The sequence below is a fragment of the Candidatus Thalassolituus haligoni genome (genome assembly GCF_041222825.1).
GTDB lineage: Bacteria > Pseudomonadota > Gammaproteobacteria > Pseudomonadales > Oceanobacteraceae > Oceanobacter > Oceanobacter antarcticus.
In genome coordinates this window covers 348,405-369,476 of the sequence record NZ_CP139482.1, presented here as the reverse complement: position 1 = coordinate 369,476, position 21,072 = coordinate 348,405, and the positions used below count along the sequence as shown (strand labels likewise).

The 21,072-nt window shown below is 57.3% G+C and carries 17 protein-coding genes; 8 read left to right on the top strand and 9 right to left on the bottom strand.

The features are described from left to right. Position 1: 1 nt before the first annotated feature. From SOJ49_RS01705 to xdhA, 7 genes are read right to left on the bottom strand one after another with little or no spacing between them, the layout of a single operon-like run. Positions 2 to 1,186, bottom strand: coding sequence for a urate hydroxylase PuuD (locus SOJ49_RS01705; protein WP_369856500.1), 1,185 nt, complete (start codon positions 1,184 to 1,186; stop codon positions 2 to 4). Between the two features lies 1 nt (position 1,187). Further along, complete coding sequence (guaD, locus tag SOJ49_RS01700) at positions 1,188 to 2,600, bottom strand: guanine deaminase (RefSeq protein WP_369856499.1); 1,413 nt, start codon at positions 2,598 to 2,600, stop codon at positions 1,188 to 1,190. Positions 2,601 to 2,602: 2 nt separating this feature from the next. After that, positions 2,603 to 2,953 (bottom strand): hydroxyisourate hydrolase, encoded by a 351-nt coding sequence (uraH, locus tag SOJ49_RS01695; protein WP_369856498.1) that lies wholly within the window; start codon positions 2,951 to 2,953, stop codon positions 2,603 to 2,605. A gap of 22 nt (positions 2,954 to 2,975) precedes the next feature. Further along, on the bottom strand, positions 2,976 to 3,488 hold the full coding sequence (gene uraD / locus SOJ49_RS01690; protein WP_369856497.1) for a 2-oxo-4-hydroxy-4-carboxy-5-ureidoimidazoline decarboxylase: 513 nt from the start codon (positions 3,486 to 3,488) through the stop codon (positions 2,976 to 2,978). Beyond that, a complete protein-coding gene (gene xdhC, locus SOJ49_RS01685) occupies positions 3,488 to 4,450 on the bottom strand; it encodes a xanthine dehydrogenase accessory protein XdhC (RefSeq protein ID WP_369856496.1) in 963 nt (320 codons plus the stop codon). The genes uraD and xdhC overlap by 1 nt, the downstream gene beginning before the upstream one ends. After that, positions 4,450 to 6,894 (bottom strand): xanthine dehydrogenase molybdopterin binding subunit, encoded by a 2,445-nt coding sequence (xdhB, locus tag SOJ49_RS01680; RefSeq protein WP_369856495.1) that lies wholly within the window; start codon positions 6,892 to 6,894, stop codon positions 4,450 to 4,452. Before xdhB ends, xdhC begins: the two co-directional genes overlap by 1 nt. Beyond that, positions 6,887 to 8,428 (bottom strand): xanthine dehydrogenase small subunit, encoded by a 1,542-nt coding sequence (gene xdhA / locus SOJ49_RS01675; RefSeq protein ID WP_369856494.1) that lies wholly within the window; start codon positions 8,426 to 8,428, stop codon positions 6,887 to 6,889. The genes xdhB and xdhA overlap by 8 nt, the downstream gene beginning before the upstream one ends. Before the next feature lie 303 nt (positions 8,429 to 8,731). Between xdhA and SOJ49_RS01670 the strand changes: the two genes are divergently transcribed. The 4 genes from SOJ49_RS01670 to SOJ49_RS01655 are packed head-to-tail and all read left to right on the top strand — an operon-like array spanning position 8,732 to position 13,715. Then, positions 8,732 to 10,294, top strand: a complete 1,563-nt coding sequence (locus SOJ49_RS01670) for an ABC transporter ATP-binding protein (RefSeq protein WP_369856493.1) — start codon at positions 8,732 to 8,734, stop codon at positions 10,292 to 10,294. After that, entirely contained in the window at positions 10,291 to 11,406 is a 1,116-nt protein-coding gene (locus tag SOJ49_RS01665) for an ABC transporter permease (RefSeq protein ID WP_369856492.1), read from the top strand. The genes SOJ49_RS01670 and SOJ49_RS01665 overlap by 4 nt, the downstream gene beginning before the upstream one ends. 4 nt (positions 11,407 to 11,410) lie before the next feature. After that, a complete protein-coding gene (locus tag SOJ49_RS01660; RefSeq protein WP_369856491.1) occupies positions 11,411 to 12,337 on the top strand; it encodes an ABC transporter permease in 927 nt (308 codons plus the stop codon). A gap of 7 nt (positions 12,338 to 12,344) precedes the next feature. Further along, on the top strand, positions 12,345 to 13,715 hold the full coding sequence (locus SOJ49_RS01655; protein WP_369856490.1) for an 8-oxoguanine deaminase: 1,371 nt from the start codon (positions 12,345 to 12,347) through the stop codon (positions 13,713 to 13,715). Between the two features lie 471 nt (positions 13,716 to 14,186). On the opposite strand, the gene SOJ49_RS01650 is transcribed toward SOJ49_RS01655, so the two are convergent. Next, positions 14,187 to 15,629, bottom strand: coding sequence for a gamma-aminobutyraldehyde dehydrogenase (locus SOJ49_RS01650; protein ID WP_369856489.1), 1,443 nt, complete (start codon positions 15,627 to 15,629; stop codon positions 14,187 to 14,189). Between the two features lie 24 nt (positions 15,630 to 15,653). Continuing rightward, the gene (locus SOJ49_RS01645; protein WP_369856488.1) at positions 15,654 to 16,655 is read right to left on the bottom strand and encodes a LysR family transcriptional regulator; all 1,002 of its coding nucleotides are present in this window, start codon (positions 16,653 to 16,655) and stop codon (positions 15,654 to 15,656) included. Positions 16,656 to 16,976: 321 nt separating this feature from the next. On the opposite strand from SOJ49_RS01645, the gene SOJ49_RS01640 reads away from it, so the two are divergent. From SOJ49_RS01640 to SOJ49_RS01625, 4 genes are all read left to right on the top strand, one after another. Next, positions 16,977 to 18,110 carry an ABC transporter substrate-binding protein gene (locus SOJ49_RS01640; RefSeq protein ID WP_369856487.1) on the top strand — a complete coding sequence of 378 codons (1,134 nt, stop codon included), beginning with the start codon at positions 16,977 to 16,979 and terminating at the stop codon, positions 18,108 to 18,110. A 120-nt stretch (positions 18,111 to 18,230) separates the two neighbouring features. After that, positions 18,231 to 19,292 carry an ABC transporter ATP-binding protein gene (locus SOJ49_RS01635; RefSeq protein ID WP_369856486.1) on the top strand — a complete coding sequence of 354 codons (1,062 nt, stop codon included), beginning with the start codon at positions 18,231 to 18,233 and terminating at the stop codon, positions 19,290 to 19,292. A gap of 1 nt (position 19,293) precedes the next feature. Next, positions 19,294 to 20,262: an ABC transporter permease gene (locus tag SOJ49_RS01630; protein WP_369856485.1), complete on the top strand. Its 969-nt coding sequence runs from the start codon at positions 19,294 to 19,296 to the stop codon at positions 20,260 to 20,262. After that, the gene (locus SOJ49_RS01625; protein ID WP_369856484.1) at positions 20,252 to 21,061 is read left to right on the top strand and encodes an ABC transporter permease; all 810 of its coding nucleotides are present in this window, start codon (positions 20,252 to 20,254) and stop codon (positions 21,059 to 21,061) included. The genes SOJ49_RS01630 and SOJ49_RS01625 overlap by 11 nt, the downstream gene beginning before the upstream one ends. The last annotated feature ends 11 nt before the right edge of the window (positions 21,062 to 21,072 follow it).

The window sequence follows — 21,072 nt, the reverse complement described above, 5'->3', positions numbered from 1 at the left end:
CTTACTGGTTCAGCCATCGCTCCAGTGTTTGCCGTTCTGCGTCGGTCATGCCGGTCTTGTTCATAAACGGCATGTCATGGGTGTGAACGGCGCGAGCGAGGATACGGTCTTTCATGGCTTTGATCTGGTCAAGGTTGTCGAACATCACACCACCGGGTGCGGCTTTGAAGATGTCGTCGCTGGGTGTCGCGCTATGGCAGGCGCTGCAGTGTTTGCCTACGATGCCTAACGCTTGTATATCGGTGACGGGGGAGCCTGCAGCGGCGGCCATGGCTGTCTGGTCGGCTGGCTTGGTAACCCAGGCGACCAGGGCAAAGGCAGCCAGGGCCGAGACCAGGATCATGGGTTTGACGATGCCCTGGTGGCGCAGGTTGAAGAAGTGACGAGCCCAGGCACCAATGAACGCCAGCACACCCAGTATCAGCCAGCCGTATTCGTGGCCGTAGGTCATGGGAAAGTGGTTGCTGAGCATAATAAACAGCACCGGAATGGTGGCGTAGTTGTTGTGGGTCGAGCGTAATTTGGCCTTGTAGCCATAGATGGGGTCTGGTGATTCGCCTTTGGCAGCGGCGGCAACCATGGCCCGCTGGGCAGGCATGATGGTGGTAAAAACGTTGGCAGCCATGCAGGTGCCAATTAACGCACCAACGTGGATATAAGCGGCGCGGTCACCCAGTACCTGGCTCAGTGCCCAGGCCATGGCGGTGAGTAATACCAGCATCACCAGACCAAACAACAGGCCTTTTTCCACCAATGGGGTGCGGCAAGCACCTTCGTAAATAGCGAAGCCCGCCAGTAACGAGCCAACTCCGATGCCAATGGCTTGCCAGCTGCTGAGATCGGCCTTGGTGCTGTCAATCAGGTAACTCTGGGCACCGACATAAAACACCACAATCAGCAGCAGCATGCCGGTGATCCAGGTGGAATAGGCTTCCCATTTAAACCAGTGCAGGGTTGTCGGCAGCGCTGCCGGAGCGTTTTTGTATTTGGCGATCTCGTAAAAGCCGCCACCATGGACGGCCCAGAGGTCTCCTTTGATGCCCTGATCGGTTTTCCATTGCGGCGGGGTTTCCAGCGAGTTGTCGAGCCAGACAAAATAGAAGGATGCGCCAATCCAGGCGATGGCGGTTAAGACGTGCAAAAACCGCACAAGCAGGTGTAACCAGTCAATGATGTAGGCGTCCATATCAGTTTTCCCCCAGAGGCACGTGGTGCGAATCTCGCTGATGGGCCAGTTGGCCAAGAATATAGGTGGCGGCAATTACGCGGTCGTCACCCAGGGTGTTGAGTACAAACAGGGTTTCTTTAAGGTTGTGACAATGGGCGGTACGGAAGGCCAGAAAATCCGTCGCTTGTGGGTCCAGCACAATAAAGTCAGCTTCCATACCGGGCTGGAAACTGCCGATTTTGTCATCCAGCGACAGCGCTTTGGCACCGCCCAGTGTGGCCAGATAAAGCGCCCGGAACGGGTCAAGATTGTGGTGTTGCAGCTGCTGGATCTTGTAGGCATCGGCCAGTGAATCAAACGCCGAAAAACTGCTGCCACCCCCCACGTCAGAACCGATTCCGACACGAATGCCGTAGTCGTCCATTTTTTTCAGGTTGAACAGGCCCGAGCCCAGAAACAGGTTGGATGACGGGCAATGTGCCAGCACCGAGTCACTGCTGGCCAGACGCTGGCATTCGTCGTCACACAGATGAATGCCATGGGCAAAAATGCTGCGGCTTCCCAGCAAACCGGCCTGATCGTAAACGTCCAGATAATGCTCTGAGTCTGGAAACAGGCTTTGTACCCAGGCCAGTTCATCGACGTTTTCAGACAAATGGGTATGCAGATACACATCGGGAAATTCTGCTAACAGGCGTCCGGCCATATGTAATTGTGCAGGTGTGCTGGTGGGGGCAAAACGCGGGGTAACGGCATAGCTGAGACGGTCAACACCGTGCCATTTTTCGATCAGGGCTTTTGATTCGTGGTAGCTGGTTTCAGCCGTGTCGAGTACGGCTTCCGGCGCATGGCGGTCCATCATGACCTTACCGGCAATCATGCGCAGCTGGTGCTGTTGGGCCACGCTGAAAAACGCCTCCACCGACTGCGGGTGTACGGTGCCAAATACCAGTGCGGTGGTGGTGCCATTACGCAGCAGTTCCGTGACAAACCGTTCAGCCATGCTGACGCCATAAGCGTAATCACTGAACTGGCTTTCCACCGGGAAGGTGTGGGTTTGCAGCCAGTCGAGCAGCTGAGTGCCGTAGGCGGCAATCATTTCGGTTTGCGGATAATGAATATGGCAGTCAACAAATCCCGGCAGCAGAACTTTGCCGCGGTAGTCCAGCAGCTGGATCTGTTGTTCTGTCTGTTGTTCTGTCTGTTGTTCTGTCTGTTGTTCTGTCTGTTGTTCTGTCTGTTGTTCTGTCTGTTGTTCTGTCTGTTGTTCAATCAGGAGCCCGGCCAGTTGCTCATACGCACCAACACGCTCGATCAGGCCGCTCTCACCAACCCACAACAAGCCGTCTTCAATCCACTGATACGCTGCATCACCGTCTTGCAGCGGGTCACTGGTGAAGAACAGCAACGAGCCTCGAAATACCTTGATCATGCTTATGAACCCCGGTAAGTCGAGTAGCTGAACGGGCTTAACAACAGCGGAATATGAAAGTGCTGCGCCGGGTTTTCCACCCGGAAGACAATTTCAGCAAAGGGGTAAAAAGCGCTTTGCCCCAATTGGCTGAAATAGTCGTCCAGTTCAAAACGAATGCGGTAAATACCGGGCAGCAGCGCCGGTTGGTCATCCAGCCAGCCGGGGATGCGGCCGTCGTGGTTGGTTATTCCCTTGCTAACGCTTGTCCAGCCATTCTGATCCGGGCTGCTCTCGTTCTGACGACAGAGGGTCACCTCAATGCCAATGCCGGGTTGGCCCAGCGCGGTATCCAGTACATGGGTGGTGATCATGGTGTTGTTTCCTGTCTTCTGCTTACCCGGCGATGCCAAGTAATTTGTTAATACGAATGCGGGTGATTTTGGCCTGCTCGTCAGCGGCGTTCTGTACTTCGGTGGCGCGGTTGTTACTCAGCCGGGCCTGTAACAGGGCCAGCATTTCGGCGGCACTTTTGCCGGTGGCACAGACGATAAAAATAAACCCGTAACGCTGTTCATAAGACTGATTGCCCTCTGCCAGGGCGTTGATAATGGCGTCGTTGGCAGCGTTGACGCTGGACTGTTCACCGGCCGCCAGCGCCTTGGTGCTGGCGTATTTCTGTTGCAGCGAGCTGATATCGCCAATTTTCGGATGACCTTCAAAGGCTTCGAGATAATCCGCTTCTGCCAGTGCTTGCCAGAAGTTCTCGGCCTGCTGCTGTAACTGTTCGGCGGATAGAAATGGCCGGGCAGCGACCATCTGTTGAATCCAGCGCTGGCTGACACAGCATTGGGCAAACGCAGTAGCGGCTTCGTCAGCGGGCAGTTGGTTCAGTTGCTCAAGTGTCATCAGGAAGTCGCCTTGCAGGATTTGCTCAGGGATTGTGTTTCAGTCTGGGGGTCGGGCTGAGATTCGGGCTGAGATTCGGGCGACGCCTGGCAGCGAGCCTTGTCCTGACGCATCAGTGTTTTCAGGGTTGGTAGTGACACGCCGCTACTGCGAGTGGACTTATCAGGCAGTAGTTCTTGTTGATACTGGGCAATCAGCTGTGCGGCAATCGACACCGCCACTTCCATGGGCAACTTGCCGCCCACTTCGGCCAGCCCCACCGGACATTGCAGGCGCTCTAACTGCTGTTCGTCCATGCCACTCTGACGCAGCCGGTAACGAAAGCGGTTGGCCTTGGTGGCCGAACCAATCACACCAATAGAGGCAAAACGCTGCAGCCGCAGGGCGGTTTCAGCCAGGCGGTAATCCAGTGCGTGGTCGTGGGTGAGAATCAGCACACGGCTGCCGTGTGGTGCCTGTTCGAGCAGGGATTCCGGCGTCTCGGCCACCACACATTCAATATGGGCGGCAAGGGAATCGGCTGGCGGAAACAGTTCCGGGCGGTTGTCGATCCAGCGGGTTGGCAGCGGCAGCTGTTGCAGAATCTGCATCAGGGCGCTGGCAACATGACCGGCACCAAACAGCCACAGCGCGGCTGCGCGGGCGGGGTAACTTTCAAACAGCAAGGTGGCGTAACCACCACAACACTGCCCGGCGTCCGCTCCCAGCAAAACCTGCTGGATCTGCTGTTGCGGTTCATGGTGCCGCAATAACTGCCGCGCCTGCTGCAGTGCCTGATATTCCAGCTGGCCACCACCAATAGTGTCGATGCTGTTATCCGGCAACACCAGCATTTTGCTGCCAGAGGCACGCGGCGTGGAGCCACCGGTGCTGATCACGGTGACCAGTACATGAGGCTGGCCGCGACGCTGGCAGTCGGCCAGCGCTTGCGACCAGTTTAACGGGCGCGAGGGGGTATTCATCAGCAGTCCTCTCCATTGGCAACGGCCTTGTCGAGCATATCGGTCTGAATCGCCATCACCGCCTTTAACACCCGTTCGGGCGTGGCCGGGGTGTCGAGGTCGGGGCTGAGCTGGTAGTTACTGAGACTGCTGATGGCATCACGCAGGGCCGACCAGACCGAAATCGCCAACATAAACGGCGGTTCGCCCACGGCTTTGGAGTTGTAGACCGTGGCTTCGTTGTTGGCCTGCTCATAAAGGCTGACGTTGAATACCGGTGGTGTGTCACCAATCGCCGGAATCTTGTAGGTCGCCGGGGAGTTACTAAGCAAACGGCCATCGTTGTGCCACACCAGTTCTTCGGTGGTCAGCCAGCCCATGCCCTGAATAAAACCCCCTTCAATCTGGCCCCGGTCGATGGCCGGGTTAATGCTGCGGCCAACGTCGTGGAGAATATCCACCCGGCACACCTTGTATTCACCGGTGAGGGTGTCGATCACCACCTCGGCAACTGCCGCGCCATTGGCGAAGTAAAAAAACGGCCGACCGGAAGCGCTGCTGCGGTCGTAATGGATTTTTGGCGTGCGGTAATAACCGGTAGCCGACAGCGAAATCCGGCCGACATAAGCGGCTTGTACCAGTTCGGCAAAGGACATGTTGTCGGTGTCAGTATCGGTGTCGGCTTCACCCCAGAATACCCGCCCGTCGGCAAAACGAATGGCCGTTTCTGCTACCGATTTTTCCGCCGCCAGAAACCCGGTCAGCCGCTGTTTCAGGGTCAGGGCGGCATTCTGCGCCGCTTTGCCATTCAGGTCGGTGCCACTGGAGGCCGCCGTTGGTGAGGTGTTGGGCACCTTGTCGGTACGGGTAGCGGTGACCTGAATCACCTCGCTGCTGACCCCCAGGGTTTGCGCCACAATCTGCCCCACCTTGGTATGCAGGCCCTGCCCCATCTCGGTGCCACCGTGGTTTACCTGAATCGAGCCATCGGTGTAGATATGAATCAGCGCTCCGGCCTGATTGAGATGCTGCAAGGTGAAGGAAATACCGAATTTCACCGGTGTCAGAGCCAGGCCGCGTTTGAGAATCGGGCTGGTTTGATTCCACTGGTGAATCTCCGTACGACGCGCCCAGTAATCACTGCTGTGCTCCAGCTGTTCAATCATCTCCGGCAGGCTGTTGTGTTCCACCTGCTGATGGTAGGGCGTCACGGTGCGATCCGGGTTATGCGTGCTGGTGCCGTACAGATTGAGTTTGCGGATGGTGAGCGGGTCCTGGCCAACGGTACGGGCAATGTCGTCCATCGCCCGTTCAATAATCATCATGCCCTGCGGGCCACCAAAGCCCCGATAGGCGGTATGCGACACCTGATGGGTAAAGGCGCGGTGGCCGTCTATCACCGCATGGGGCAAGTAGTAGGCGTTATCGGCGTGGAACATGGCGCGGTCCACAATGGCATCGGACAAATCCGGGGAGTTGCCGCAGTTACCAATAACCTCTATATCGGCCGCCAGAATCTGTCCTTGCGAGTCGATACCGATACGGTAACGGTTGGCAAACGGGTGCCGTTTGCCGGTCATCACCATATCGTCCTGACGCGGCAGACGCATTTTTACCGCCCGCCCGGTTTTTGCCGCCAGCAACGCCGCCAGACAGGCCCACTGCCCGGCCTGGCTTTCCTTGCCGCCAAAACCACCGCCCATACGGCGCATATCCACGGTAATACGGTTCAGTGGGACGTCCAGCACTTCCGCCACCAGCTTTTGCACTTCACTGGGATGCTGACTGGAGGTGTACACCAGCATGCCGCCGTCTTCGCCGGGTAAGGCCAGCGAAACCTGTCCTTCCAGATAAAAATGTTCCTGCCCACCGACCGCTTGTTCGGCTTCGAGAATATGCGCTGCCGCCGCCATACCGTCGGCAATATTGCCCTTGATCATGCGATGACTGGGGCGCACCAGACGTGCTTGTGCCAGTGCCTCGCGAGGGTCGAGCAGGGGCGTGTGTGTTTCATATTCTACAATGGCCCGTTGTGCTGCGCGGCGCGCAGCCAGTTCGGTGGTGGCTGCCACGACGGCAATACACTGGCCAAAAAACTTCACCTCGCTGGAGGTCAGAATCGGGTCGCCGGGGAATACCGGGCCAATATCCACGTGGCCGGTCAGTTCTTCCACCGTCATCACGGTGGCCACACCGGGACTGTTGCTGACGGCGGTCAGATCCAGCCGGGTTATCTGTCCGGCGGCGATGCTGCTGCGAATCACGGCGGCATGCAGACAATTGGCGGGTTCTATCATGTCATCCACATAACGGGCGCTGCCGCTGACATGGCCAATGGCGCTTTCATGTGGCGACGGTTTGCCCAGCGCAGCGCTGACAATGTCCTGTCCGGCCAGGCCACTGTTGGCCAATGGTCCGGTTTCGGCCAGCCCCGTGTTGTGTTCGGGCAAGGTGACGTTACGCATAGTGGGCAACCTCCAGTGTGGCGTGGGGCTGCTGGTATTCCAGTACCGCACGGGCCAGCAGGTTCTGTACCAGCTGCAAGCGATAAGCAGCGCTGGCGCGGACGTCCGTCAGGGGTGTCAGGGTTTGTGCCAATACGGTTTGGGCGGCGCGAATACCGGCCAGCGTGGCGGGCTGGCCAATCAGCGCCTGTTCGGCAGCTTCAACACGCAAGGGTGTTGCCGCCACGCCACCAAACGCCAGCCGGGCAGCGGTGATGACGTCGTTTTCCACCTTGAACATCAGCGCTGCCAGCACGGCGGAAATATCGTCTTCAAAGCGTTTGGAAACCTTGAACACACAACGATGCCAATCGGTTTTATCAAGGGGAATTTCAATCTGGCTAATGACCCCACCCGCTGGCAAACAGGTCTGGCGGTAACCGCTAAAAAAATCCTTGATGGCAATCCGGCTGGCTCCGGCCGGGCTGTGAACATGCACAATGGCATCCAGCGCCAGCAACACCGGCGGTGTATCACCAATAGGAGAAGCATTGGCGACGTTGCCCGCCATGGTGCCCTGATTACGCACCTGCAGCGCCCCTAGCCGTTCCAGCATGCGGGCGAATTCCGGCAGATGCTGTTTGAGGGTGCCCATAACCGCGCTGTAGCTGACACCGGCACCTATCATCAGGCGGCTGTTGCTGACCTGAATATGCTGCAACTCAGTCACCTGGCCGGTGTAAATCAGCACATCCAGTGGCTGCAGCTGCTGGGTATATTCCAGCGCCAGATCAGTGCCCCCGGCCACCAGACGGCCATGGGGATACTGGCAACGCAGGTCGAGCAGTTGCTGCAGGGTTTGCGGCACAAAAAAGTGCCGATCACCCTGATTCAGAGAACCCGTATCGGTGGCGCTGGCCAGATCCCGCAGCTGCTGCCAGGTTTGCGCTTCTTGGTTATTGAAGTGGTCATTGGCATGATCGTTAGCGGCTGCGGCCAGTACATGGCCTGCGGCTTCAATAATCGGCCGATAACCGGTACAACGACAGAGGTTGCCACCCAGTGCCAGATCAATGTCATGGCGGGTGTGGGCATCGGGGTTGGTCGGGTCAAATTCGTTAACGGCAGTAACCGGTGTACTGTTCTTGCCCAACGCAAACAGTGACATCACAAAACCGGGGGTACAGAAACCGCATTGTGAACCGTGGCAATCCACCATGGCTTGTTGGGCAGGATGTAATGGCTGTCCCGGCGCTTTCAGGGCTTCTACGGTGATCAGCTGTTTACCCTGTAAACTGCCGACAAAGGTGATGCAGCTGTTGACACTTTTATAGGTCAGCTTGCCTGTAACAGAACCCTCTGGAGAGCCGTCAGCAGAACCCTCTGGAAAGACAGGCTCAGCCACCACCACAGTGCAGGCACCACAGTCGCCAGATGCACAACCTTCCTTGGTGCCTCGTTGCACTTCGACAGTGCGCAGGTACTCCAGAATGGTCAGGTCTGGAGCAAGATCATCTACTTCGCGTAACTGATCATTGAATAAAAAGCGAATCAATGTTGCTTCCTCCGATTAGCTACTTATATCGGCAACTAATTCATAACCTAATGATTTTTAAGGGAATTTAAAGTTACAACAGCGTTTTCCCCGAATTTTATGGTGGTTTTCCTGAGGCTGGCTCTGAAGCCCCGCAAAACCTGACCGATCGGTCATGTAAAGCATTTACTATACCAGTCACTCTGACGGCTTAACAAAAAAATTCTGACCAGTTGGCCAGCTTTTTGCTCACTGGGTTAAGATCCATAACAATACTGCAACCGGGAGGTCAACCCCGGAACCTTCAGCAGAGAGGAACAGCCCGTGCCCAATCAACCTGTACCACCCAGGCTCAGCCTGCGTGGCATCACCAAACAGTACCCTGGCTGTTTGGCCAATGACGATGTTCACCTGGCTATCGCCCCAGCCGAAATTCATGCCCTGCTGGGTGAAAATGGCGCTGGCAAAAGTACCCTGATGAAGGTGATCTATGGTCTGGTGAAGCCAGACAAAGGCGAACTGCTGTGGGATGGCCTGCCACTGGAAGTAAAAGACCCCGCGCACGCTCGCAAGATGGGCATTGGTATGGTGTTCCAGCATTTTTCGCTGTTCGATACCCTCACCGTCACCGAAAACATCGCCCTGGCACTGGGTGATGAAGCGGGCGAGCTGGGGCCGCTGGCGGAAAAAATCCGTACAGTGTCAGAAAAATACGGCATGGCGATTAACCCCGAGCGCGAGATTCATACCCTGTCGGTGGGCGAACGCCAGCGGGTCGAAATCGTCCGTTGTCTGGTGCAGGACATCAAACTGCTGATTCTCGACGAACCCACCTCGGTACTGACTCCGCAAGAAGTCGATACCCTGTTTATCACCCTGCGCAAGCTGGCCAGCGAAGGCTGTTCCATTCTGTTTATCAGCCACAAACTCAACGAAGTCAAAGCTCTGTGCCACAAGGCCACGGTGCTGCGTGGCGGGCGCGTGTCCGGTGCCTGTATTCCCGCCGAGCAAGACACCACCAGCATGGCCAAAATGATGGTCGGTGACGATACTCCGGTCAGCACCACCTACCCCAAAGTACTTGGCAGCGAGCCGGTGCTGGAAGTACAACAACTGAGCCTGCGCAGCCATGATCCGTTTGGTGTGCATCTGAACAATCTCAACCTGACAGTACATAGCGGTGAAATCGTCGGTATTGCCGGGGTCGCCGGTAACGGTCAGGAAGAACTGCTGGCCAGTCTCAGCGGCGAAACACGTTGCCCTGCGGGTACACTGGCTTTTAATGGTGTCGACGTCGCCAACCTGCCGCCGGATCAGCGCCGTGCACTGGGGCTGGGTTTTGTACCGGAAGAGCGCCTCGGTCGTGGTGCCGTACCGGAAATGAGTCTGACCGAAAACGCCCTGCTCACTGGCTTCCTCACCGGACTGGTGGAGAAAGGTATGGTGAACTGGCGCAAGACAGAAGCCTTCGCCGACAAAATTATTCAGGACTACAAGGTCAAAACTGCCGGGCGTCATGCCCAGGCTGACAGCCTCTCTGGTGGCAACCTGCAAAAATTCATTATCGGTCGGGAAATTCTCCAAAACCCGAAAATTCTGATTGCCGCTCATCCTACCTGGGGCGTTGACATCGGTGCCGCGACAGCGATTCATAAAGCGCTGATTACCCTGCGTGATCAAGGGGCTGCCATTCTGGTGGTATCGGAAGACATCGACGAATTATTTCTGATTTCCGACCGCATCGGTGCCATTTGTGATGGCGCGTTATCGCCGGTCAAACCGACACCACAATCTTCCATTGAAGAGCTGGGCCGCATGATGGCAGGTGACTTCAGTACCCCCACCAGCCCGCCGCCGACTAAAACCCCTCAGGGAGAAGAGGCATGATCAAACTGGAACCTCGGGGCGAGCGCTCCAAACTCATGGCCTACCTGTCGCCAGTACTGGCGGCGCTGCTGACCCTGCTCACTGGCGTAATACTGTTCACCCTGCTGGGGGTCGACCCCTGGGAGGCACTGGTCACCATTCTCTACGTGCCCATCTCGGATACCTATGGCATTGCCGAACTGTGCGTCAAAGCCACCCCCATTCTGCTCTGTGCCATTGGATTGTCGGTGGTGTTCAAGGCGCAAATCTGGAACATCGGTGCCGAAGGTCAACTGCTAATGGGCGGCCTGTTTGGCAGCTATATGGCGCTGCAACTGATCGAGGTGGAATCCAGCTGGGTACTCCCCATGGTGTTGTTATTTGGCGCCATCGGCGGTGTGTTCTGGGCCGGGATTGCCGCGCTGTTAAAGGTTCGCTTCAACACCAACGAAATCCTTACCACCATTATGATGAATTACATCGCCCTTAATATTCTGTTGTGGGCAGTACACGGGCCATTAAAAGACCCGGACGGATTTAACTTTCCGGAATCCGCCATGTTTTCGGATTTCTCGCTCCTGCCTATCCTGATTGAAGACACTCGCATTCACTTTGGCCTGGCCTTGGCCCTGCTCGCCGTCGTCGCGGTATGGGTATTGATGAGCCGCAGTTTTTACGGTTTCCAGATCAAGGTGATGGGGCTCGATGCCAGCGCTGCGCGGCTGTCCGGCTTCAAGGAAAAACGCCTGGTGTACTTTGCCCTGATGCTCAGTGGCGCACTGGCCGGACTGGCCGGAGTGAGTGAGGTGGCTGGACCGATTGGTCAGCTGATTCCGAACATTTCCCCGGGGTACGGTTATGCCGCCATCATTGTGGCCTTCCTCGGGCGTTTGCATCCAGTCGGTATCGTGCTGGCGACCTTACTGATGGCGCTGCTGTACATGGGCGGTGAAATGGCCCAGATAAGCCTCGGCTTGCCACTGGCATTAACCGGACTGTTCCAGGGCATGCTGCTGTTTTATCTGCTCGCCTGCGACGTTCTGATTGGCTTCCGTATTCGCTGGGTCAGCCGTAAACCCGGCACCCCATCCACCCGTACAATGTCTGCCAGCGCCACCAATACACAGGGATAAAACCATGGATATCGATCTGATTACCAACATACTTTACGCCATGGTACGTACCGGCACACCGCTGCTGATTGTGGCACTGGGCGAACTGATTTGTGAAAAAAGCGGCGTCCTTAACCTCGGCCAGGAAGGCATGATGCTGATGGGCGCCGTGGTGGGTTTTGTGGTGGCGTTGCTGTCTGGCAGCCTGATACTGGGCTTTGTACTGGCGATTGTGGCCGGCATACTGATGTCGCTGATCTTTGCCGCCATTACCATGGAACTGAGCGCCAATCAGGTGGCTACCGGCTTGGCATTAACCATTTTCGGCACCGGTCTGTCGGCCTTTATCGGTGCGGATTTTGTTGGCAAGCCGATCGAAGGCCTCGATCCAATTTTTATTCCGCTACTGACCGATCTGCCACTGATTGGCCGCATGATTTTTGGTCAGGATCTGATTGTCTATCTGTCGTTTGTGCTGTTTGGTGGTGTCTACTGGTTTATCAAATATTCCCGCCCTGGCCTGATTTTAAAAGCCGTGGGTGAAAACCCCCACTCCGCCAACGCCATTGGCCTGCCGGTGCTCAAGACCCGTTATCTGGCCATTATGTTTGGTGGTGCCATGGCCGGTCTGGCGGGCAGCTATCTGTCACTGGCCTACACCCCGCTGTGGGCAGAAAACATGAGCGCCGGACGCGGCTGGATTGCGCTGGCACTGGTGGTGTTCGCCAGCTGGAAAGCCGAACGGGTGTTACTGGGAGCCTGGCTGTTTGGCCTTGCCAGCATTCTGCATCTGGTTTTTCAGGGGCTCGGTTTTGCCGTATCCCCCAACCTGCTGGCGATTCTGCCATATCTGGCCACGGTGGTGGTGCTGGTGATTCTGTCCAGCAACCAGAGCCGCAGCCGCCTTGTCGCGCCGATGTCCCTCGGCAAAGCCTTCTACGCAAAAAGTTAATATGACCATGAACAGCATCACTGCAAGCGCAAGCCTGTGGATCGCCAACCCGCTGGCGATTCATACCAACGCTGACGAAGACGCCCGTGGCGGACTGGTGATCCAGTCCGGCAAAATCGTCGAAGTCGTGGCGGCCGGGCAACAGCCCATCCACTTTGACCAGCAATTCGACGCCAGCCGCCATGTGCTGATTCCGGGCCTGATCAACACCCATCACCACTTTTACCAGACCCTTACCCGTGCCCTGCCAGCCGCGCTCAACAAGGAACTGTTCCCCTGGCTGCAAACCCTGTATCCGGTATGGGCCGGGCTCGAACCCGACATGCTCCATCAGGCCACCCGACTGGCCCTGACCGAGCTGCTGTTGTCCGGTTGCACCGCCGCCGCCGACCACCATTATCTGTTCCCGCAAACCCTCACCGACGCTATTGATATACAAGCCGATGCCGCCAGGGAAGTTGGCTTGCGAGTCACACTGACCCGTGGCTCCATGAGCCTCGGCCAGGACGACGGCGGCTTGCCACCACAGCATGTAGTACAAAGCGAAGCGACCATTCTGGCCGACAGCGAACGTCTGATCAGCCGTTACCACGACGCCTCCGAAGGCTCCATGGTGCAAGTGGCATTGGCCCCCTGCTCGCCGTTTTCGGTCACCCGCGACATCATGCTTGCCAGCGCCGAATTGGCCGCCAAACATCAGGTACGACTGCACACCCATCTGGCAGAAACCCTCGACGAAGAAGCCTTCTGCCAAAAAATGTTTGGCCTGCGCACCGTGGATTACCTCGACAGCGTCAACTGGCTGCACAACCGCACCTGGCTGGCCCACGGCATCCACTTCGACGCCAATGAAATCCGCCGCCTGGGTGCCGCCGGTGTGGGCATCTGCCACTGCCCAACTTCCAACATGATGCTGGCCTCCGGTATCTGCCCGGTCAAAGACCTCGAAGCCGCTGGCAGCCCGGTAGGGATCGGAGTTGACGGCTCCGCCTCTAACGACTGCTCGAACCTGATTCAGGAAACGCGTCAGGCCATGTACCTGCAACGGCTCAAATACGGCTCCTCCAGCGTCACCCACCAGGACGCCCTGCGCTGGGCAACCCAGGGCTCCGCCCGTGTACTCGGCCGCGACGACATCGGCACCCTCGCCGTTGGCAAACAAGCCGACCTGGCTTTGTTCAACCTCGACGAACTGCGCTTCTCCGGCAGCCACGACCCACTCGCCGCCCTGCTGTTATGCGGAGCCCACCAAGCCGACTACGTGATGGTGGCCGGACACTGGAAAGTGGAAAAAGGCGAAGTAGCAGGAGTTGATATTGGTGCACTGCGCCACAGCCATCAGCAAGCCGCGAACAGGCTGGCAGCAAAAACAAACTGATCCGCCGCCGTAGGGACGGGCTCCGTCCCTGTCCGTCTTGCCGCAGATGCGGTGTTACGTCCCTGTCCGTCTTGCCGCAGATGCGGTGTTACGTCCCTGTCCGTCTTGCCGCAGATGCGGTGTTACGTCCCTGTCCGTCTTGCCGCAGACGTGGTGTTACGTCCCTGTCCGTCTTGCCGCAGACGTGGTGTTACGTCCCTGTCCGTCTTGCCGCAGACGTGGTGTTACGTCCCTGTCCGTCTTGCCGCAGACGTGGTGTTACGTCCCTGTCCGTCTTGCCGCAGATGCAGTGTTACGTCCCTGTCCGTCTTGCCGCAGATGCGGTGTTCGGAAATAAATTCACTCCTGCATAAACATCAGTAGTGTTAGAGGGCATGCGCGAAAAACCTGAATTCACATAAAAACCACAACCCAGTCCAAAAAGATGAAAAACAGGTAACCCTGAGTCAAACCAAGCAAGCCTGATAACGGTTACCGATGGCTCAGCATGATGTGTCGTGCGACGGAAAACTCTTCCAGTGCGCTGGCGGAGAGGTCTTTGCCGTAACCGGAGCTTTTCAGGCCGCCGTGGGGCATTTCGCTGGGAAGCATAAAGTGGTTATTGATCCAGGTGGTGCCGTATTCGAGCTGGCTGGCGGTGGCCATGGCACGGCCGATATGTCCAGACCAGACCGATGAAGCCAGGGCGTATTCGGAGCCGTTGGCCCAGTCGATGGCTTGTTGCGCAGTTGGGCAAGAGGTAACGGAGACCACCGGGCCGAAGACTTCGCGGCGCACAATTTCATCGTCGTGGCGGGCACCGGCCAGCAAGGTAGGCTGGTAATAAAAGCCAGGCCCTGCGGGTATCTGCCCACCTGCCAGCAACTGGATATGAGGCTGTTCGAGCGCCCGTTCGACAAAGCTGGCGACGCTGTTGCGTTGGCGCTGGCTGATCAGCGGGCCGAGATCATTACAACGGTCGTCAGCCTGGTTAAAGGTCAGCGAGGAGACTTTCTTCGCCAGTGCTTCGATCAGCGGCTGGTAAATACTGGCATCCGCGTAGATGTGGCAAGCGGCGGTGCAGTCTTGCCCAGCGTTGTAGTAGCCGTAACGACCCACCCCTTCGACCACGGCATCGAGGTTGGCATCTGCCAGCACAATCACCGGGGCTTTGCCGCCCAGTTCCAGATGAGTGCGTTTGATCGAGCGCCGCGCTGCCTGCAAAACTTTTTGTCCGGTAGAAATATCCCCGGTCAGTGACACCATTCGAACATGACGATGGTTGATCAGCTGGCTGCCCACGCTGTCGCCTCGGCCCAGCACTATGTTGACGACTCCAGGCGGCAATACCGCGTCAAGAATATCGGCCAATACCAGCGCCGTCAGTGGCGTTTGTTCCGACGGTTTGAACACCATGGTGTTGCCGGCGGCGATTACCGGGGCAATTTTCCAGGCGGCCATCATCAGCGGGTAATTCCAGGGGGCAATGGCGGCCACCACGCCAATGGGGTCGCGGCGAATCATGCTGGTGTGGCCGGGTAAATATTCCCCTGCGGCCGGGGCAGTCTGGCAACGCACCGCCGCAGCAAAAAAGCGGAACACATCGGCAGTGGCCAGTACGTCGTCCTCGACCACTTGATGCAAGGGTTTGCCGCAATTCAGTGCTTCCAGCTGTGCCAGTTCCATAGCGCGGGCATCGATACCGGCGGCGATGGCCAGCAGCATCGCCGCCCGTTCGCCGGGGCTGGTTTGTTTCCATACTCTGGCGGCCTGACGAGCAGCGGCTACGGCAGCATCAACCTGCTCGGCGGATGCCTGCGGCAAGCTGATCAATAACTCCCCCGTACGCGGGTTGATGACGGCTTCAGCCTCTCCGTCTCCGGCCATACGCTGGCCCTGTATCAGTATGTTCGTCGGCAGCTTATTGGCATTCATGGGTTTTCTCTCTTGGGCAGATCGTCAGCTGTTGGCGTGGTTATGGCGTACTGGCAGGGATTCCCGAGCCACTGGCAGGAACAGGTCAATCAGCGGATTGCGAGCACCGCCACGACGCCAGGCCAGACCGATATCGAGGGTTTCCGATACTTCGGTAATACGACGAGCCTCGACGGTATCGCCTTCGACCGACCATGGCCGGTAGGTCATATCCGGCATCAGCGCCACTCCCATGCCTGCCGATACCAGGCTACGCACCGCTTCCACCGAGGCACTGCGCAGGCTGACGGTGGGCTTGCTGGCGGCCGGTGCCCAGAGGTTACGAATGCGTTGTTCCATTTCATCGACGTTAAGCAGAATCAGCGGTTCATGCAGCAAATCCTTGAAGCCGATGCTGTCGAGCTGCAGCAGTTCGTGATCGGGCGGCAACCAGAGGCGGTAATGGGAAAAGGTCAGTACTTCGGTATTCAGTGCGCTGAGGTATTTGAGATTCGACAGGATCAACACCCCGACATCGATCTCACCGCTGACTAACAAGTGTTCGATATAGTCCCGATCATCTTCAACCACCCGTAGTTTGACGCGGTGATAAATTCGCTGGAACCGGGCCAGCAGATCGGCCAGATAATATCCGGCCACCAGACTGGTCACACCGATGGTCAATTCACCGGTCACGGCTTCGGTACTTTGTTGCAGGCTGCGACGGGCGTTGTCCACCGATGCCAGCACCAGATGTGCCTGACGCAAAAACTGATGGCCCTGGTGCGTCAGCTCCATACCTTTGGCGTGCCGACTGAACAGGGTAACGCCGAGATCATCTTCCAGCTGTTTGATGGCGGTGGTCAGGGTCGACTGTGAAATCGGCACCGCCTGGGCCGCCGCCGATACCGACCCGGTTTCGGCAATGGCAATAAAGTATCGAATCTGGCGCAGGCTCATCATGGCAAAACAGGTGCTCCGCGAGGGGTTGTCCAAGGGGGTCATTGTGACGTTGTACATGTCTTCATTGTTAGCAATGTCACTCACACCAGCGACGACTGCTTGACCCTGATGGTGGTGGCCAACACCCGTCCGTCACCCACGCCAGACAAGGGTTTTCCAGTAAATACCGGGGCTTACGCCAGTATTAACAATCTGTTTTTGATATACCACCGCTAATTTTTTCGTAGCTATCGTTTTTTTAGAATGCTTCTTTCTTAATTAACAATTGGAGCCAGACAAACCCCTCGCTTTAGCCTGAAGCCCTCGTTGAATCCCGTTCCACAGCTTCCGCCATCCGTAGCGGCGCTCGGGGCACGACGTTAAACCGGCGCAAGCCTTCAATACGTTCAGGCAGAGGAAAACCCCATGGCAACACGTCATCTGATACTCAGCACCTTGTTGGCTGGCAGCGCACTGACTGCGCTGGCCGGCACCCAGGGAGAAGGCCGCGTCGATATCATCGCCTGGCCCGGCTACATTGAACGCGGCGATACCGACCCCGCCTACGACTGGGTCAGCGGCTTTGAGCAGTCCAGCGGTTGTTCCGTCAATGTCAAAACCGCAGCGACTTCGGACGAGATGGTCAGCCTGATGGCCAAGGGCGGCTACGACCTGGTTACAGCATCCGGTGATGCCTCGTTACGACTGATTTACGGCAAGCGGGTGCAACCGGTCGACACCAGCAAGATCAAGGCCTGGAACAGCATCGACCCACGTCTGCAAAACGCGCCCTGGTTTACCGTTGATGGCAAACACTACGGCGTGCCCTTCCAGTGGGGCCCCAATATGATGATGTACAACACCGACGTGTTCAAACAGGCACCGGACAGCTGGAGCGTGGTGTTTGAAGCCACAACCTTGCCAGATGGCCAATCCAACAAGGGCCGGGTGCAGGCCTATGACGGTGCGATTTATCTGGCCGATGCCGCGCTGTATTTGAAGTCTGCCCGCCCGGAACTGGGCATCAAGGATCCGTACGAACTGAATGAAACCCAGTACAACGCCGTACTGGAGGTATTACGTGCGCAACACAGCCTGATCCATCGCTACTGGCACGACTACAACGTGCAGATGAGTGATTTCAAGAATGAAGGCGTGGTGGCCTCCAGCAGCTGGCCTTTTATGGCCAATATCCTGATCGCAGAAGGTGCCCCGGTAGCCACTGCGTTCCCGCAAGAAGGGGTGACGGGTTGGGCCGATACCACCATGTTGGCCACGGGTGCCGCGCATCCGAACTGTGCTTACGAGTGGCTCAATTGGTCAATCACGCCCAAGTTGCAAGGCGATCTGGCGTCCTGGTTTGGTTCGGTTCCGGCCGTGCCCGCCGCCTGTGATGGCAATGAGCTGTTGGGTGCCGAGGGCTGCAAGACCAATGGGATGGACAACTTCGACCAGGTGTTTTTCTGGAAGACCCCGACCTCCAACTGCAGCAGCCAGGGCAGCTGTGTTTCCTACAGCCGCTGGACTCGGGATTACATCGCCATTATGGGCGGCCGCTGATTCCGCCAAGTACGAGTCAAGCACCAGTCAAGTACGAGTTAAGTACGAAAAAAGTACGAGTACCGGTTGACTGCCGGGCCTGCTGGCCCGGCAATGCTTTCACAGGACACGATATATTTTATGAATACCGCTGTTGAGTTTTACCAAACCAGCCGCTGCTTCGGCGATGTCCGGGCGGTCGACCGGGTCTCGCTGAAAATCGCCGAAGGTGAGTTTTTTTCCATGCTGGGGCCTTCGGGTTCCGGTAAAACCACCTGTCTGCGACTGATTGCCGGGTTCGAGCAACCGGACGATGGCCATGTCATCATTCATGGCCGCGATGCCACCGGGTTGCCGCCCTACCAGCGTAACGTCAATACCGTCTTTCAGGACTACGCCCTGTTCCCTCATATGAACGTACTCGACAACATCGCCTATGGTCTGATGGTCAAGGGCGTCAACAAAAAAGAGCGCCGCCATCGCGCCGCTGAAGCACTGGATATGGTGGCGTTGGGGCAGCATGGCCAGCGCAAACCCTCACAGTTGTCCGGTGGCCAGCGCCAGCGGATTGCACTGGCACGGGCACTGGTCAATCGGCCCAAAGTGCTGTTGCTGGACGAACCACTGGGCGCGCTGGATCTGAAATTACGTGAGCAAATGCAGGGGGAGCTGAAACGGCTGCAACGCCAGCTGGGTATTACCTTTGTATTTGTAACCCACGACCAGACCGAAGCGTTGTCGATGTCTGACCGCGTGGCGGTGTTTAACCAGGGCCGGATTGAACAACTGGATTCACCGCGCAATTTGTACAACCAGCCGCAAACGGCATTTGTTGCCGGGTTTGTGGGTTCTTCCAATGTCTTGCAAGGTGCACTGGCGCAGCGTTTGTCGGGGAAGTCTGCGGCACTGGCCATTCGCCCGGAATACATTTCGCTCGACGCCAATGGCATACACACCGGCTCCGCTCGCTCATCAAGCACGACCCCAGCGGATGTCATCACCCTGCCCGGTGTGATTAAAGACGTGCAGTATCAGGGTTCGAACACCCGCTTTGAAGTGGAGCTGGAACCCGGTGTCAGCGTTGCCGCCTCCGAGGCCAACAGTCTGTTGTCGAGCCACACCGCACTGCTGCCAGGGCAGTTGGTACAGGTCAGCTGGAGCAGCCAGGCCATGGTGTCTTTGCGGGACGAAGCGAGTGCCTGATATGACTTCAAAATCGTCACTGTCTGCGGCTGATAACAGCCCGGTTTTTACCCCTCCATCCGGGCTGCTGTATCAGGCCGCAGATCGGCTTTATCGTCGCCCCAACCTGCTGTTGGCCTTGCTGCTGCTACCACCGCTGTTGTGGTTTGGCTCGGTGTATATCGCCTCGTTACTGGCGCTGTTATGGCAAGGGCTGTACACCTTCGACGACTTCACCATGCTGGTGAGTCATACCCTGACGCTGGAAAACTATGCCCGGCTGTTTGATCCTGCCAATTTCGACATCATCCTGCGCACCCTGCTGATGGCACTGGCGGTATCCGCGTTCAGTGCCGTACTGGCGTTCCCGGTGGCTTATTACATGGCGCGTTATGCCAGTGGTCGCACCAAGGCTTTTTTCTATCTTGGCGTGATGCTGCCAATGTGGACCAGTTACATCGTCAAGGCCTATGCCTGGACCTTGCTGCTGGCGCAGGAGGGTGTGTCGCAGTGGTTTATTCATCTGCTCGGGCTGACGCCGCTACTCGATGCACTGCTGTCGGTGCCCGGCGTGGGGGGCAATACGCTATCGACTTCCAGCCTCGGACGTTTTCTGGTGTTCACCTATATCTGGCTGCCATTCATGATTCTGCCCATTCAGGCATCACTGGAACGCTTGCCACCGTCGCTGTTGCAGGCTTCTTCCGACCTTGGCGCTACGCCGTTCAAAACCTTCCGCCACGTGATTCTGCCGTTGTCGGTGCCGGGTATTGCCGCCGGTTCCATCTTTACCTTTTCGCTGACGCTGGGGGATTACATTGTGCCGCAGCTGGTAGGGCCGCCGGGTTTGTTCCTCGGCAGCATGGTGTACGTACAACAAGGATCGATTGGCAATATGCCGATGGCTGCTGCGTTTACGCTGGTGCCGATTGTGTTGATTGCGGTTTATCTGTCGATTGTGAAACGTATGGGGGCTTTTGATGCACTCTGATCAACATGCCAGCGTGTGGCTGAAATGTGCAGCTTGGGGCGGTCTGGTGTTCCTGCACTTCCCCATTGTGATTATTGCGATGTATGCCTTTAACACCGAAGAGTCGGCGTTCAGCTTTCCACCCAAGGGTTTTACCCTGCACTGGTTCAGTGTTGCGTTTGGACGTGCTGATGTCCTTGAATCGATTGGCCTGTCGCTGAAAATTGCCAGCCTTGCCACCGCTATTGCCATGGTGCTGGGCACGCTGGCGGCGGCGGCCATGTATCGCCGTTCGTTCTTCGGCAAAGACAGCATCACCCTGATGCTGATTCTGCCGATTGCCCTGCCCGGTATTATCACCGGTCTGGCACTATTGCAGGCATTCCAGGCCATGGATATCCAGCCTGGCATCCTCACCATAGTGATTGGCCATGCCACTTTCTGTGTGGTGATTGTTTACAACAACGTCGTCGCCCGCTTTCGCCGCACCTCTGGCAGTCTGATCGAAGCTTCGATGGATCTGGGTGCCGATGGCTGGCAGACCTTTCGCTACATCGTGTTGCCCAATCTGGGCAGCGCCATGCTCGCCGGTGGCATGCTGGCGTTTGCGCTGTCGTTTGATGAACTGATTGTCACCACCTTCACCGCCGGTCACGAAAAACCGCTGCCAATCTGGCTATTGAACCAGCTGACCCGACCGCGGGATGTGCCGGTCACCAACGTGGTTGCGCTGATGGTGATGCTCGCCACCATGGTGCCGGTGTTTCTGGCTTACCTCCTCACCCGGGGTGGCGATGACGTTGCCGGTAGCGGCAAATAACGAGGCAATAT